Genomic DNA, 14,158 nt, shown 5'->3' with positions numbered 1-14,158 from the left:
TACTACCTACTACAGAATACGCATACTTGATACGGACTTAGGGATAATATAACGCGTACTTTAGTTTAAATTGTATCCTTCATGTGGCATAGGTTATCAGGATAGGTTTTCGTTATGAATTTTATCTGGGATATTGAAGCAACATATTGGGGGGTATATGAGTTATAAATATGTTGGTAAGCATGGCTGTGATGTTGCATTGCGGATGGGCTATAAAGAATGCCCCGATGAAAATGCTTATGGTGATGCCTATTATATTAAAGATGGGTTAAAATGGATATTTAATATAACAGGCTTAAAAAAACGGCTTGGCGTATACAGCGACGACGATCTCCGTAAACAGAACTATGATGTAGATACCTATTATCGAGTTGAAAACCAACCGGAAGAAAGTGCAGATGATGAAATGCAATCGCTATATCATAATTTAGCGGTAGAAGAAGGAGAACCCGTGTATCTGGAGGGAGGCATGTATCTTTATCCGGATGGCTCTATACGTTGATCTCATAATTTTGGCCTGGTAAGCGTATCTCTTTTGAGAAAGGATGAGCCTGTAAGTATGACCCACAAGTTCGTTTGGTGATTAGTTAAGTCCCGCCCGCGTTAGTCCTGGCGTACTTTTATCCCTTCTTTGCAGACGATATCCCACAATAAATGGACGTTCGGTTTTAGCAATCGGTAAATGGTGATTAATAAAATAATATTCCACTTTATCTATCCACCTTTCCTTTCGTATTATATGCAAGAACTAGTCTTAATAATAAGCAAATACTTTGTCCCGAAATAGAGGACGAATGGTGGGCATGAGAGAAGGATGTTGGCGGAAGATCACAGGAGTCAAAATTGCCATATAACCATTTGATTCAAATCGTTTATATTCTTCTATTATAATTCATTTATACACATCCTTATACATATAATATCTATCGATTAATTTTTACACGTATCTTCACGCACGTTAACTCAGGAAAAAAATTTTTTTTCGAAAGAACTGTTCACACTGTTCACCTTTCTTTTTTATCCTTTTATTTCAGTATGATAGGTGGTGAATAATGGGTGAAGGGTGAACATTCGATTCTTCACCTCCGGCATTCTGCCGGTGTGACTCATACCGGTGATTAATCCTCCGCACTGAAATCACTCAGGAAGAAAAAAGTTTTTTTTGATTTGATTGTTCACACTGTTCACCTTTCGTTTTTCTCTTTTAATTTCAGTGTGATAACGGGTGAATATACGGTGAAGGGTGAACACTGGATTGTTCACCTTCGGGGAATTCAGGGATAAAAAAAGACCGGCAGATGCCGGTCAGGTGGGTCAGGCTGTTGCAGGGTCGTCACATTTTGGCAGCCAGTCGCCGTAGCTTTCCTCTTTCAGTGTCAGGTTGGTCTGTATCCCCTGTTTGGTATGGCGCTTCTCGTAATTCAGTCCGTATTCCTTCAGCATCACCGGCAGCCCCAGCCCGAACATTTTCAGACTGAGTACATTCCGGTAGCCGTTTGCCTCCATGTAGGCCAGATAGGCGTGATAGAGGTATTTACGGTAATTGCGCGGGATGATGCTGGCGTTCCCCATATACATGCCGCTGGTCTGCGGCAGGGTTTCCAGATAGCCGATAAAATCAAACGTCGGGTCGGCATCCCGTTTGATGTTCAGCGCCTCGTCTGAGTTCTGCTGGGACTGAAGCAGTGACCGGGCGAGCATCGGGTCGCTGAACTTCTGCATCAGGTGACGCACGATGACCGCCAGCTCGCGGGTGATTTTGTCCTTAAGCTGCGGGTCGCGCTCCTGCGGGGCTATCTGTTCCGGGAAGTGAATAATCACCCGCCGGCGTGACACGCCGCCGCTGCGGTCGGTGAAGCGCATCGGGTTATTGTTCACGGCCAGAATCACCGCCGGGATGTGCGTGGAGTACGCATCCCGGTATTTCGGGTCAACGGACACCGCATCGCCGCCGGTGATGGCCTTGAGTCCGGCTCCGTCGCCGCTCCATTTTTCCTGGTCCGGCAGGCGTATCAGTGAGAAGCCAGTTAACGCGGCACGTTCACGCGGGGATTCCAGCGTCTCGATGGTGGCCGACGTGGCGTTATCCTCCCCGGCCAGCAGGGTGGCTATTTCGGCCATGATACTTTTGCCGCTGCCGCCGGGACCGGTCACCTCCAGAAAGAGCTGCCAGTCGTAGCGGTTTGCCAGCACCATAAACAGTGCGGCCAGAATCACGTCGCGTTTTTCCGCACGGCCACCGGCGGCACGGTCAAGCCAGCGCCAGAACGCGGGGGCGTGGGTCTCCAGCGTTTCACCGTCCACCGGCGGGGTGAAATCCACATCACACAGGGTGCGCATCCAGTGTGACGGACTGTGCGGGTGGAACGTGCCGTTCTGCGTGTCGAGCACGCCGTTACGAAAGCCAATCAGGCGGCGGGAGGGGGCTTCCTGCTGCGGAATAATCAGCTTCAGGGTGTCCACCACGGAGGCCACCTTCCCGGAGGAGAACGGCGCGCGCAGACGCTGAAACAGCCCGGCCACATCCCGGGCAAAGTCCTGTGGCGGCAGCACCTTCCAGACACCATTTTCATAACGGGACAGAAGCTGGCCGTTGGCATCGACCGCGAGCGCCTCGCCGTAATGCTCATAGATACGCATGGCCTTTTCGCTGGTACTCATGGCGGAAAACTCCGCTTCGCTCATGGTGTCGAACGGGCTTTCAGCCGGTGGCCGGATGGCATCATAAATGGCCTTACGGGTGGCTTCCCCGCCGTACTGCGTGAAGGCATCATTCCAGTCACCGAAGACCGGCGGCAGGGCAACAACACCTTCACACGCATCTGCGGCTGCGGCGGCTTTTGTCTGGCCGTCACCGCTGAGGTCACGGTCAGCGGCAAGGACAATCTGACAGGCCGGATGCTTCTGCCGGGCAAGGCTGGCCAGAGAAAGGAGGTTCACGGAAGAAAGCGCCACCATCACCGTTTCACCGGTCAGGTGATGCACGGTAAGTGCGGTCGCGTATCCCTCCGCTATCCACAGACGTTTTCCGGCCTGGTTCTGTCCTTCAAGGATGTGACAGGTGCCCCTGACCTGCCCGCCTTTCAGGGTGCGCTTACGGCCGTCAGCACTGATTAACTGAAGGTTAACCAGTTCGCCGCTGTCGTCATACAGTGGCACCACAAGGTCACCGGCACGCCAGCTCACGCCACCGGCTCTGTGTGTGCCGGTCAGCATCCGGCATTCCCGGCCGGGAAAGCCCTTGCGGGTCAGGTAGGCGTTACCGGTTCCGGGACGGGTTTTCGCCATCAGGGTTTGTGCCAGTGCGGCGGCGTTCTTCCGGGCGGCTTCTGTTTCAGCACCGGCGGCGGCCGTCACCGCCGGGTCAGCCGGGGGCAGGCTGCCGGTCACGGCAGCCACCTTTGCGGCCGCGTCGGACGGGGAAACACCAAACACCTTTTCAACCAGTTTCAGGCCGTCACCGGCACCACACTGATTGCAGTACCAGGTGCCGCGTCCCTCCCTGTCATCAAAACGGAAACGGTCACTCCCGCCACAGACCGGACAGGGCTGATGACGGTTCTTCAGCACCTGAATCCCCAGCGCCGGGAGAATACGCGGCCAGTGGCCGAGTGCATGGCTGACGGTGGCGGTTACGTTCATTTTCATGGTGTTGTTCTCCTTCAGTGCAGTACCGGCGCTTTTATGTGACGGGCACAGAGTTCATCCATCACAACCAGCCCGAGAAAGGACAGCGACGGCGCGGCCTTCAGGGGGCCGGATTCCATTAAATCTTCCAGCAGGGCACAGGCTATCTGACGCCCTTTTTCCTCACCGTGCTGGCGCAGATAAAAGCCTTCCAGCTCAGCGGCGATGGCCGCCTCCAGTGACTCAAGGGTGAGATGCGGGTAGCGGTGCTGACGTTCGCACACGGTCAGCCAGGCACAGGCGACAGCGCGACGGTAAAGGGCAGCGCGTAAGACGGGCGGTAAGGGTGTTTTCATTTGCTTTCCTCCCTGTGACAGATGACTGCATTCCGTGCCGGTCGCATTAACTGATAAGGCATATCTGCGTCTCCTGAAGACGTGCGTATCCCTGCGCGAATACGCACATTTAATTTTTCGGGTGTCGTTTTTTAATTACAGATAATTGCGGTAACTGTTATCCGGGGTGGTTTCCGGGTCAGGCTCCGTGCGGGGAATTTCCTGCCATTCCCGCGCCACCGGTGCCGCCCGGCTGACCGGAACAGGGTCCTGCGGGTAAATATCCAGATATTTCTCCCGCCATTTCTGTAATTCCGGGTCTCCGGCCATTTCTTTCAGTACCGCATGCCGGTTTACGGGGCTGCGTCTGAACAGGTCAGGACGGTCACAGGTAAATTCCCGCAGAAAACGCCCCAGCGGGATATCTGTGGTGCGCCCGTCAGCGAGGATACGCACAAGGATACTGAATTTACGGCGGTACGGGTTCCAGACAATGTCCGGGCAGCGGTACGGCATTTCCCACGGAATACCGTCTTCCAGAATGCCAACCACGGCCACATCGGGAAAACCGGCAGAACGGTAAATCTCACCGGGCTGGGGAAAATCAAACATGCGTCTTGTCTCCCCGGTCTTTCTGCTGGGCGAGAAAATCGCGGCACAGGCCTTTGGCTTTCAGCTCATTCAGCACAAAATCAATATCTTCATTCAGGTAGCTGAAAATATGCGGAATGTAGAGCTGATGCAGGCCGGAGAGTTCACGGTGAATCAAATCACCCCCAACAAACTGGGATACGGCGCTGGCGCGGTTGAGCTTATGGTAAGCCTCAATGCTGAGGTGTTCACGGGCGTCATGACGCGCTGAGACGGTCTGAGGGTTTTTTTTATTACGCACGGGACACCTCCACCACCGGCAGACGGGCAGCAAGGGAGAGCGCATAGTCACGGACAAGGGAACGGCGGGCGCTGCGTTCATCACCGGCGACGGTGCGAAGCATGCAGATACGGGGATGACGGTCTGCGCGACGGACAGCCGCAAACACAAAGACAAATTCAGGGTGTGAAGGGGTAAGGGTTGTAGCCATAAGGCAGTCTCCTTCGAGTAGCAAATAACTGCTATCGCCGGAGTTCCTACGCTCGATGGCGATAGCCCAGACGGGGGTAGGAATACCGGCCTCGAAGAATACCGGCCAGCCCGGAGGCTGCCCCGCCTGAGCTACCATTGACTCAGTGGCATAACATGCGATTGCGAACAGGATCATACCTGCACGGCAAACCACACGCCACACCATAATCTGGCGCTCTGTGGCGTTGATTGCGACACAAAAAAAGACGCATGGCGCGTCATATGTCGCCTTCGAGTTACACGGGTTCCTACGCCCGGCTGCCGATTTTGCGGCAGCGGAAAAACTATATCCGCAAATGCCGGAAAAAGGCAAGCCAGAAAAAGGGACTTTTTGCAGAACAGGCATCATCATGCGTCGTACCCCCGTTTGCGTCCGGCAATGCGTCCGGCCATCCATGCGGTGACTTCAGAGTGCAGCCAGGCCACATTTTTACCGCCAAGACTCACCTGCGGCGGAAATTCCCCCTTACGGATGAGTTCATAGATGGTCGAGCGTGACAGGCCGCACAGGTGCATCACTTCCGGAAGACGTAAAAAACGCTCCTGTGTGATGTCCGGCAGCGGCATCAGTGGCGTCACAGGGGCGGGAGACGGGGAAGAAAAAACAGCTTGCATCGGGCTACCTCGTTAATGTCCATACAGCACCGGATAAGTCCGTCCGGCTTCGGGTAGCGCTTTATTTTGTGAATATTTTCAGCAGACGCAACAGGGGGGATTTGTTCCGGCAGCCTTACAATGCTTGTGTGTTTTTTATCCATCCGGACTGGAAGGGTCTCAAAGGGTTCTGAAGGACCTGGAATTTTTTATAGTGAAATACAAATTGTTTTTTCTTATTTATTTCAGTGGATTAATAAAAATAAACAGTAGTAAACAGCACAAAAAGTCCATGAGTGGGTGAACAGTGGTGAACAGACGGTGAACAGTCATTGCTGCGATTGTTCACCCTTTAACTTACTGTATTACTTATCTTTTTTCTTATGGTGAACAGAGGTGAACAGTAAAATATAAAAAAACAAACAGTAAGCCGGTTTTTCCTGCGACCTTTTCCTGGCTTGCCGGTCTGAGGATGAGTCTCCTGTGTCAGGGCTGGCACATCTGCAATGCGTCGTGTTGTTGTCCGGTGTACGTCACAATTTTCTCAACCTGAAGTGACGAGGAGCCGGAAAATGTCTGACAACACCATCCCTGAATATCTGCAATCCGCGCTGGCACAACTGGAAAAGGCCAGAGCCGCCCATCTTGAGAACGCCCGTCTGATGGATGAGACCGTCACGGCCATTGAACGGGCAGAGCAGGAAAAAAATGCGCTGGCGCAGGCCGACGGAAACGACGCTGACGACTGGCGCACGGCCTTTCGTGCAGCCGGTGGTGTCCTGAGCGACGAGCTGAAACAGCGCCACATTGAGCGCGTGGCACGCCGGGAGCTGGTACAGGAATATGACAATCTGGCCGTGGTGCTGAATTTCGAACGTGAACGCCTGAAAGGGGCGTGTGACAGCACGGCCACCGCCTACCGGAAGGCACATCATCACCTTCTGAGTCTGTATGCAGAGCATGAGCTGGAACACGCCCTGAATGAAACCTGTGAGGCGCTTGTCCGGGCAATGCATCTGAGTATCCTGGTACAGGAAAATCCGCTCGCCAACACCACCGGCCATCAGGGCTACGTCGCACCGGAAAAGGCTGTCATGCAGCAGGTGAAATCATCGCTGGAACAGAAAATTAAACAGATGCAAATCAGCCTCACCGGCGAGCCGGTTCTCCGGCTGACCGGACTGTCAGCGGCAACACTCCCGCACATGGATTATGAGGTGGCAGGCACACCGGCACAGCGCAAGGTGTGGCAGGACAAAATAGACCAGCAGGGTGCAGAGCTTAAGGCCAGAGGACTGCTGTCATGATTTACTGCCCGTCGTGTGGACATGTTGCTCACACCCGCCGCGCACATTTCATGGACGATGGCACCAAGATAATGATTGCACAGTGCCGGAATATTTATTGCTCTGCGACATTTGAAGCGAGTGAAAGCTTTTTCTCTGACAGTAAAGATTCAGGAATGGAATACATTTCAGGCAAACAGAGATACCGCGATTCACTGACGTCGGCCTCCGGCAGTATGAAACGCCCGAAAAGAATGCTTGTTACCGGATATTGTTGTCGGAGATGTAAAGGCCTTGCGCTGTCAAGAACATCGCGGCGTCTGTCTCAGGAAGTCACCGAGCGTTTTTATGTGTGCACGGATCCGGGCTGTGGTCTGGTGTTTAAAACGCTTCAGACCATCACCCGCTTCATTGTCCGCCCGGTCACGCCGGACGAACTGGCAGAACGCCTGCATGAAAAACAGGAACTGCCGCCAGTACGGTTAAAAACACAATCATATTCGCTGCGTCTGGAATGAGGGCTGCCGGTTAACCCCGGCCGTCGCCGCACACCGTATTTTTATTCTTCAGCATGATGAGAAAGAGATAACGATGGAAAGCACAGCCTTACAGCAGGCCTTTGACACCTGTCAGAATAACAAAGCAGCATGGCTGCAACGCAAAAATGAGCTGGCAGCGGCCGAACAGGAATATCTGCGGCTTCTGTCAGGAGAAGGCAGAAACGTCAGCCGCCTGGACGAATTACGCAATATTATCGAAGTCAGAAAATGGCAGGTGAATCAGGCCGCCGGTCGTTATATTCGTTCGCATGAAGCCGTTCAGCACATCAGCATCCGCGACCGGCTGAATGATTTTATGCAGCAGCACGGCACAGTACTGGCGGCGGCACTGGCACCGGAGCTGATGGGCTACAGTGAGCTGACGGCCATTGCCCGAAACTGTGCCATACAGCGTGCCACAGATGCCCTGCGTGAAGCCCTCCTGTCCTGGCTTGCGAAGGGTGAAAAAATTAATTATTCCGCACAGGATAGCGACATTTTAACGACCATCGGATTCAGGCCTGACGCGGCTTCGGTGGATGACAGCCGTGAAAAATTCACTCCTGCGCAGAACATGATTTTTTCGCGTAAAAGTGCGCAACTGGCATCACATCAGTCTGTGTAAAATTCCCCGAAAATCCGCCCGTTTTTACTGAAAAAAGCCATGCATCGATAAGGTGCATGGCTTTGCATGCGTTTTCCTGCCTCATTTTCTGCAGACCGCGCCATTCCCGGCGCGGTCTGAGCGTGTCAGTGCAACTGCATTAAAACCGCCCTGCAAAGCGGGCGGGCGAGGCGGGGAAAGCACTGCGCGCTAGGAACGAAATTATTTGTAATTATTTATTATCTCTTCAATCTTCAAAAGTGCTTGTGAGAAATCACTTAATTTCCGTGTGTTGACTATATAGCGTAATAAATTTCTGATTGTCTCTGCTTCGTTAAATCTAAATCCTTTATAGTTTTCAACAAGCTTGGATACTTTCTCAGGAAGATTGTCATAGTTGTCTGAAATTTCTGATGCTAATAAAAATAATTCAAATTTAATCTTTCTTTCTTCATTGAAATCAGTTGTAGAAATATTTTTGATAAATGATTTTATTTTATCTCTATTCTTTTCCGTTGATATTCTGTACAGATCATATAGTATTGTTTCAGCAGCTCTTGCTTTATCTGTATTCGGATAAGAACTAATTTCATGAAGTAACTTATCGACCTTGCTGTCGTCTTCTATATTAACGCCCAGTTTTTTGGCTACTGAAAAAATATTAGCAAGGCCTCTGTTGACTATAGCTATCACCTCATACCAACCAAGGTTTCTACTTATTAACTTATCGAGAATCGTGTATATTAAAGTTTTTATGCTGTCAGTGGATAAAGTTTCACTTTGGGTGTTGTACCTTAAAACGACATATTCGGAAATAGCATCATAGAATGCTAGGTTGTGGTATGAGGACTTTAAAATGTCGTTTAATGTTTTTAATACTACCGCGTCTTGCTCTGTGGTTATTTTCATTAAAGATAGTAGTTTTAATGCGTTGATTAACTTTCCTTCTATAGGGTTGAGAAACGTAGCGAACTTGCTATATGACTTCGCTAGGTTTTGCAGTACAGTATTTATTAACCAATCTAATTCTTTGGGTTGAACAGACAGCGATAATAGTTTTTTATCTTCTTTCCTTAGGATAAGGGATAGGGTTTTATTATCAATGTATTTAATGCATGAATATAATTCTAATCTTGTTAGAGAAATCTCGTCTTTATCAGAATCCTTGATTATTTTTATTTCAATGAATTTGCGAATCACATCCTTGAATTCTTTATAAACATCAATTAAACATCCATTTTTTACAACAAAAATTATAAGGTTTTCGAAAAGAAATTCCGTTTTATGAAGATCCCCGTCAACTAATAACTTTGTATTTCTTTTTCTTATATCGCTATACTTTGTTAATAATGAGCTAACGGTGTAGTGAAGATTTAATAAATAATTAAAGGTTACTAAATCATAGATTACGGAGACGGTTTTTTTTATATTTCTCGGTAAGTTATCATATAATTCATGAATTTTATTCTCCTCAAGAGTTGAGTATCTTTCTCTATTACTTGAAAAATCATACTTCAATCTATTTAAAATAATATTTTGATTGAAAAGCGAGATGAGAATATTTGCATAATCCTTTTGTCTGATCTCTTCTGATAATTCCTCCTCTATAATACTGTAAGCCTCATCGTATTTATTTAACTGGAAGCAATTATATTTCTTAGTCTTGTCTATACTATTTGCAACCTTATGGGGGCGTGTATAGGTAACTATTTCGCTATAGTTGAAATTAATTTCCTTATCTATTTTAATTAATGAATCATTTGGTAGCACTTCAGTAATCAGTAGCGCTTCATCATGTTTATCGTTTAAAACAATACCATATATACTTGCTTTTTTTAATATAAAAAATAATTTTTGGAGATGCGGCTTATAGTCTTTAACTTTTTTATCATTACTGAGTATACTCAAAAACTTCTTATAAAATCCTCTTAGCTCTATATTATTATCATTAGAGGTTACTTCGGTGTCATAAAAGTGCAATAAAGCTTTTGGTCCATTGTCATCAATATACATTAAACCGCAATTAGTGAAACATCTGGTAACTTGTTCAGCAAGTATTGCATTTAACGATTGAAGAGATCTCACTCTTGAATAAATAGCATTAATTATTTCGATATCATCTAAGTCTGCACATAGTTCTAGGCTATTTAGGCTATGCAGGAAAGTATATAACTTGTTTGAATATGAATTGTTATTGAAAGGTTTGATTGTTTCATCGGTTAAAATAATAGTGGTTATACCATGACTTTCAAGATATTTTCTTTGAGCAGGAATATCTTCGAATACTACTAAATACATAGGGGGTCTAACAGATGAATGATTCTGAGTCCATTTAATTATTTGCTTTAGATCTATATCATTATATGAATACCCCAAAAATAGCACAGTATGGGTGGAAATAACACTTTTAACATAATTTTCAATTAAGGGGAAATTGAAGCTATAATTTAAGTAATCATCTTCTTTAAAGACGATGTTGTGATTTTTAAAATCACCATGCATTTTTATCAATTTTTTGCCAAGGTAAGATTTCATCAAATCTTTGTCACTGCTTATTATATTATAAAAGTAAGATTTGGCATTTATAGCTGCTTCAAGCAAAGTGTCCCAATTCGTTGTGATAACAGAGTGAGGATTCAGTTTAAATATTAGATCGTGAATCTTTGAATGGGGAACATTTTCAGGAAAGAAATCTTTGATTCTTTTGTAGTAAAGATGCTCACCAAATGTGAGGTAATAAAGCTGTGCTATTTTTAAATAATCTGATTCATCTTTGATATTGAGATCTGAAATGAGAGCGTCAATTAAGTCCCCCCATGAAGGCATTTTGATAGTTTTTGTTTCAGAGGATTTTGAAACACCAGCCCCTACAAAAATAGCTAAAGACTCCTCATCTTTTGCTCTTAAAATACTAGCTATATGTTTGTTTAGCAAATCCATTGTATATACCTCTCAATATAATTTATCTGAATACCATTGCATCATTTTTTTTCTATGTTCAAGATATTGAGCATGATTGTAAGTCCCTCGGATTCTGTTTTTATCAACATGTGCCAATTGTATTTCAATCCATGCGCTATCAAACCCTTGTTCGTGCAATATTGTCGACATGGTATGCCGAAAACCGTGACCTGTAGCACGGCCTTTGTAGCCAATTAACTCAATCACTTGTGAAACACTTTCTTTTGAGATTGGCTTGCTGCGGTTGTTCCTGCCAATAAAGATGTAAGGGTAATGGCCGGTAATAGGTTTGAGCTGTTTGAAAAGGTCAACTACCTGAGTAGATAAAGGAACAATGTGAGGTCTACGCATTTTCATACGTTCCGCTGGTATCTCCCATATACCTTTTTCGAGGTCTACTTCTTCCCACGTAGCAAAGCGCATCTCCTGCGTTCTTACACCAGTCAGCATGACTATCTTCGTAGCATTTTTGGTGATGATGCTACCGGTATACGCTTCAAGATCTCGAATAAAATGAGGCAACTCTTCAGCGGATAAAAATGGATGGTGTTTTTGCTTGGGAACAGCCAGAGCGATAGCTAAATCAGGTGCAGGATTGTACTCAGCACGGCCAGTTATGATTGCATAGCGATAAACCTCACCGCATCTTTGACGCACCTTGCGTGTTTTCTCTAGTGCTCCACGTTTTTCGATTCGTCGTAATACTTCAAGCAGTTCTAATGGTTTGATTTCACTGATAGGACGTTTACCAATGAACGGGAAGACATCTTGCTCGAATGTCTTAATGATTTCTTCTCGATAGGCCACAGTCCAGCGGTCAGCTTTGTTGGTATGCCATTCTCGACATATTGCTTCGAAAGAATTTTCTGTTGATAGCTTTTGGGCGAGTCTTAAAGCTTTGCGTTCCTCTACCGGGTCAATGCCATTAGCAACCTGCTTACGGGCGATATCACGCTTCTCACGTGCTTCTGCGAGGCTTACTAAATCGTAGCTGCCAAATGACATTAACCGCGCTTTCCCTGCAAACCGGAAACGGAAACGCCAGCCTTTCGAGCCATCGGGATTGATAAGCAATGACAGACCTTGTCCATCGTTCAATGTGTATGGCTTGTTTTGTGGTTTTGCACGTTTGATCTGTATATCGGTGAGAGCCATGTGTATAACCGAAAACTACTTATAAAAAATCTATACACATTACTATACATATTTTTCGCGGATTTAGGGAGACGATCTCGGACTGTTACGGATAAGATGATTATTCATAATATTGAATATAAAGGGTTTTATGGAGCATCTCGGAACTGGCTGGATGAAGTTTGGCGGAAGATCACAGGAGTCGAACCTGCCCGGGACCGCTGGCGGCCCCAACTGGATTTGAAGTCCAGCCGCCTCACCGGAGACGACGATCTTCCGCGCCTCGATTGCTACATGGAGGCGCGCGCATTATAGCTACTTCCTGGCGTTTCCACATCCCCTCCCGTGCTTTTTTAACTTCCCTTTCCTTCTGCCATGATCGGTTTCATATAAACCCCCATAAAATCCATTAGTTACATTTCATCACACTTTTTGGCGCTACCCTGATCACAGAAAACAAGAATCGTAATTTGATAACCAAATAACGGAATATTCACGCTCGCAGGGAAGGTTTACAAAAACTGTAACCGGTATCAGTGAGCGTTGTAAGCGTTAAGGATGCGTAATGAAAAGTGAAATTCTCTCCGTTAAGGAGAAGATTGGCTATGGTATGGGCGATGCCGCGAGCCACATCATCTTTGATAACGTCATGTTATATATGATGTTCTTCTATACCGATATTTTCGGCATTCCCGCTGGTTTTGTTGGCACCATGTTTTTACTGGCGCGTGCGCTTGATGCCATCTCCGACCCTTGCATGGGCCTGCTGGCCGACCGTACCCGCTCTCGCTGGGGCAAATTCCGACCCTGGGTGCTGTTTGGCGCGTTGCCGTTTGGTATCGTTTGTGTGCTGGCTTATAGCACGCCGGATCTCAGTCTGAACGGCAAAATGATTTATGCCGCCATCACCTACACGTTGCTCACCCTTCTGTACACTGTGGTCAACATCCCTTACTGCGCGTTGGGGGGTGTAATAACCAATGACCCAACGCAGCGTATCTCCCTGCAATCCTGGCGCTTTGTGCTGGCAACGGCGGGCGGAATGCTTTCTACCGTACTGATGATGCCTCTGGTGAAACTGATTGGCGGCGAGAATAAGGCGCTGGGCTTCCAGGGGGGTATCGCGGCGCTCTCGGTGGTGGCGTTCCTGATGCTGGCGTTCTGCTTCTTTACCACCAAAGAGCGCGTTGAAGCGCCTGCCACCCATACCTCCATGCGTGAAGACCTGCGTGATATCTGGCACAACGACCAGTGGCGCATAGTCGGCCTGCTCACCATCCTGAATATTCTGGCGGTATGCGTGCGCGGCGGGGCGATGATGTATTACGTCACCTGGATATTGGGCAAACCGGGCGTGTTTGTCGCCTTCCTCACCACCTATTGCGTCGGCAACCTGATTGGCTCGGCGCTGGCAAAACCGTTGACCGACTGGAAATGCAAAGTGAGCGTTTTCTGGTGGACCAACACTTTACTCGCAGTAATCAGCGTGGCGATGTTCTTCGTACCGATGCACGCCACGATCGCTATGTTCGTCTTTATCTTTGTGATTGGCGTATTGCACCAGTTAGTCACGCCTATCCAGTGGGTGATGATGTCTGACACCGTCGACTACGGCGAATGGTGTAACGGCAAACGCCTGACGGGGATCAGTTTTGCCGGCACGTTGTTCGTGCTGAAACTGGGTCTTGCCCTCGGCGGGGCGCTGATTGGCTGGATGCTGGCAGGCGGCGGTTACGACGCGGCGGCGAAAACGCAAAACAGTGCCACGATCAGCATCATCATCGCTCTGTTCACTATCGTCCCGGCCATCTGTTATCTGCTGAGCGCCGCGATCGCTAAACGCTACTACACCCTGAAAAGCCCGTTCCTGAAAACCATTCTGGAACAACTGGCGCAGGGCGCACACCGCAACGAACAAGAATTTACCCATAAAGAATTGCAAAACTAAAGGAACA

The 14,158-nt window shown here is 47.9% G+C and carries 13 protein-coding genes and 1 tRNA gene; 5 read left to right on the top strand and 9 right to left on the bottom strand.

What is annotated here, in order from left to right:
- Nucleotides 1-157: 157 nt before the first annotated feature.
- Nucleotides 158-502: a hypothetical protein gene (locus ACLJQJ_RS19545; RefSeq protein WP_000120776.1), complete on the top strand. Its 345-nt coding sequence runs from the start codon at nucleotides 158-160 to the stop codon at nucleotides 500-502.
- Between the two features lie 812 nt (nucleotides 503-1,314).
- Here ACLJQJ_RS19545 and ACLJQJ_RS19540 read toward each other — a convergent pair.
- The 6 genes from ACLJQJ_RS19540 to ACLJQJ_RS19515 form a co-directional block, all read right to left on the bottom strand.
- Nucleotides 1,315-3,648, bottom strand: a complete 2,334-nt coding sequence (locus ACLJQJ_RS19540) for a primase-helicase zinc-binding domain-containing protein (RefSeq protein ID WP_031614182.1) — start codon at nucleotides 3,646-3,648, stop codon at nucleotides 1,315-1,317.
- Nucleotides 3,649-3,662: 14 nt separating this feature from the next.
- The gene (locus ACLJQJ_RS19535) at nucleotides 3,663-3,983 is read right to left on the bottom strand and encodes a DUF5375 domain-containing protein (protein WP_000856729.1); all 321 of its coding nucleotides are present in this window, start codon (nucleotides 3,981-3,983) and stop codon (nucleotides 3,663-3,665) included.
- A 135-nt stretch (nucleotides 3,984-4,118) separates the two neighbouring features.
- Nucleotides 4,119-4,574, bottom strand: a complete 456-nt coding sequence (locus tag ACLJQJ_RS19530; protein WP_031614183.1) for a hypothetical protein — start codon at nucleotides 4,572-4,574, stop codon at nucleotides 4,119-4,121.
- Nucleotides 4,567-4,854: a Derepression protein gene (locus ACLJQJ_RS19525; RefSeq protein WP_157700658.1), complete on the bottom strand. Its 288-nt coding sequence runs from the start codon at nucleotides 4,852-4,854 to the stop codon at nucleotides 4,567-4,569. The genes ACLJQJ_RS19530 and ACLJQJ_RS19525 overlap by 8 nt, the downstream gene beginning before the upstream one ends.
- The gene (locus ACLJQJ_RS19520; RefSeq protein WP_198895290.1) at nucleotides 4,847-5,437 is read right to left on the bottom strand and encodes a host cell division inhibitor Icd-like protein; all 591 of its coding nucleotides are present in this window, start codon (nucleotides 5,435-5,437) and stop codon (nucleotides 4,847-4,849) included. Before ACLJQJ_RS19520 ends, ACLJQJ_RS19525 begins: the two co-directional genes overlap by 8 nt.
- Nucleotides 5,434-5,700: a helix-turn-helix transcriptional regulator gene (locus tag ACLJQJ_RS19515; RefSeq protein ID WP_001149160.1), complete on the bottom strand. Its 267-nt coding sequence runs from the start codon at nucleotides 5,698-5,700 to the stop codon at nucleotides 5,434-5,436. The genes ACLJQJ_RS19520 and ACLJQJ_RS19515 overlap by 4 nt, the downstream gene beginning before the upstream one ends.
- Nucleotides 5,701-6,251: 551 nt before the next feature.
- Between ACLJQJ_RS19515 and ACLJQJ_RS19510 the strand changes: the two genes are divergently transcribed.
- From ACLJQJ_RS19510 to ACLJQJ_RS19500, 3 genes are all read left to right on the top strand, one after another.
- Nucleotides 6,252-6,986 carry a hypothetical protein gene (locus tag ACLJQJ_RS19510; RefSeq protein ID WP_001283042.1) on the top strand — a complete coding sequence of 245 codons (735 nt, stop codon included), beginning with the start codon at nucleotides 6,252-6,254 and terminating at the stop codon, nucleotides 6,984-6,986.
- Complete coding sequence (locus ACLJQJ_RS19505) at nucleotides 6,983-7,483, top strand: ogr/Delta-like zinc finger family protein (protein WP_000638636.1); 501 nt, start codon at nucleotides 6,983-6,985, stop codon at nucleotides 7,481-7,483. The genes ACLJQJ_RS19510 and ACLJQJ_RS19505 overlap by 4 nt, the downstream gene beginning before the upstream one ends.
- Nucleotides 7,484-7,556: 73 nt before the next feature.
- Nucleotides 7,557-8,129 carry a phage polarity suppression protein gene (locus ACLJQJ_RS19500; RefSeq protein ID WP_000446145.1) on the top strand — a complete coding sequence of 191 codons (573 nt, stop codon included), beginning with the start codon at nucleotides 7,557-7,559 and terminating at the stop codon, nucleotides 8,127-8,129.
- 201 nt (nucleotides 8,130-8,330) lie between these two features.
- Here ACLJQJ_RS19500 and ACLJQJ_RS19495 read toward each other — a convergent pair whose 3' ends face one another.
- From ACLJQJ_RS19495 to ACLJQJ_RS19485, 3 genes are all read right to left on the bottom strand, one after another.
- Entirely contained in the window at nucleotides 8,331-11,048 is a 2,718-nt protein-coding gene (locus ACLJQJ_RS19495; protein WP_023568261.1) for an SIR2 family protein, read from the bottom strand.
- A 12-nt stretch (nucleotides 11,049-11,060) separates the two neighbouring features.
- Nucleotides 11,061-12,224: a tyrosine-type recombinase/integrase gene (locus tag ACLJQJ_RS19490; RefSeq protein ID WP_023568260.1), complete on the bottom strand. Its 1,164-nt coding sequence runs from the start codon at nucleotides 12,222-12,224 to the stop codon at nucleotides 11,061-11,063.
- A gap of 162 nt (nucleotides 12,225-12,386) precedes the next feature.
- Nucleotides 12,387-12,481, bottom strand: a tRNA-Sec gene (locus tag ACLJQJ_RS19485).
- A gap of 287 nt (nucleotides 12,482-12,768) precedes the next feature.
- Between ACLJQJ_RS19485 and ACLJQJ_RS19480 the strand changes: the two genes are divergently transcribed.
- Nucleotides 12,769-14,151, top strand: a complete 1,383-nt coding sequence (locus ACLJQJ_RS19480) for a glycoside-pentoside-hexuronide family transporter (RefSeq protein ID WP_063809486.1) — start codon at nucleotides 12,769-12,771, stop codon at nucleotides 14,149-14,151.
- The last annotated feature ends 7 nt before the right edge of the window (nucleotides 14,152-14,158 follow it).

This window comes from Salmonella sp. SAL04202, assembly GCF_046550775.1.
GTDB classification, from domain to species: domain Bacteria; phylum Pseudomonadota; class Gammaproteobacteria; order Enterobacterales; family Enterobacteriaceae; genus Salmonella; species Salmonella enterica.
This window is presented reverse-complemented; position numbering and strand designations above follow the sequence as displayed.

Excerpts from the sequence above, each read along its gene's own strand:
- ACLJQJ_RS19545 (WP_000120776.1), top strand. The coding sequence starts at position 158 with ATGAGTTATAAATATGTTGGTAAGCATGGCTGTGATGTTGCATTGCGG.
- ACLJQJ_RS19540 (WP_031614182.1), bottom strand. The coding sequence starts at position 3,648 with ATGAAAATGAACGTAACCGCCACCGTCAGCCATGCACTCGGCCACTGG.
- ACLJQJ_RS19535 (WP_000856729.1), bottom strand. The coding sequence starts at position 3,983 with ATGAAAACACCCTTACCGCCCGTCTTACGCGCTGCCCTTTACCGTCGC.
- ACLJQJ_RS19530 (WP_031614183.1), bottom strand. The coding sequence starts at position 4,574 with ATGTTTGATTTTCCCCAGCCCGGTGAGATTTACCGTTCTGCCGGTTTT.
- ACLJQJ_RS19520 (WP_198895290.1), bottom strand. The coding sequence starts at position 5,437 with ATGATGATGCCTGTTCTGCAAAAAGTCCCTTTTTCTGGCTTGCCTTTT.
- ACLJQJ_RS19515 (WP_001149160.1), bottom strand. The coding sequence starts at position 5,700 with ATGCAAGCTGTTTTTTCTTCCCCGTCTCCCGCCCCTGTGACGCCACTG.
- ACLJQJ_RS19510 (WP_001283042.1), top strand. The coding sequence starts at position 6,252 with ATGTCTGACAACACCATCCCTGAATATCTGCAATCCGCGCTGGCACAA.
- ACLJQJ_RS19505 (WP_000638636.1), top strand. The coding sequence starts at position 6,983 with ATGATTTACTGCCCGTCGTGTGGACATGTTGCTCACACCCGCCGCGCA.
- ACLJQJ_RS19500 (WP_000446145.1), top strand. The coding sequence starts at position 7,557 with ATGGAAAGCACAGCCTTACAGCAGGCCTTTGACACCTGTCAGAATAAC.
- ACLJQJ_RS19495 (WP_023568261.1), bottom strand. The coding sequence starts at position 11,048 with ATGGATTTGCTAAACAAACATATAGCTAGTATTTTAAGAGCAAAAGAT.
- ACLJQJ_RS19490 (WP_023568260.1), bottom strand. The coding sequence starts at position 12,224 with ATGGCTCTCACCGATATACAGATCAAACGTGCAAAACCACAAAACAAG.
- ACLJQJ_RS19480 (WP_063809486.1), top strand. The coding sequence starts at position 12,769 with ATGAAAAGTGAAATTCTCTCCGTTAAGGAGAAGATTGGCTATGGTATG.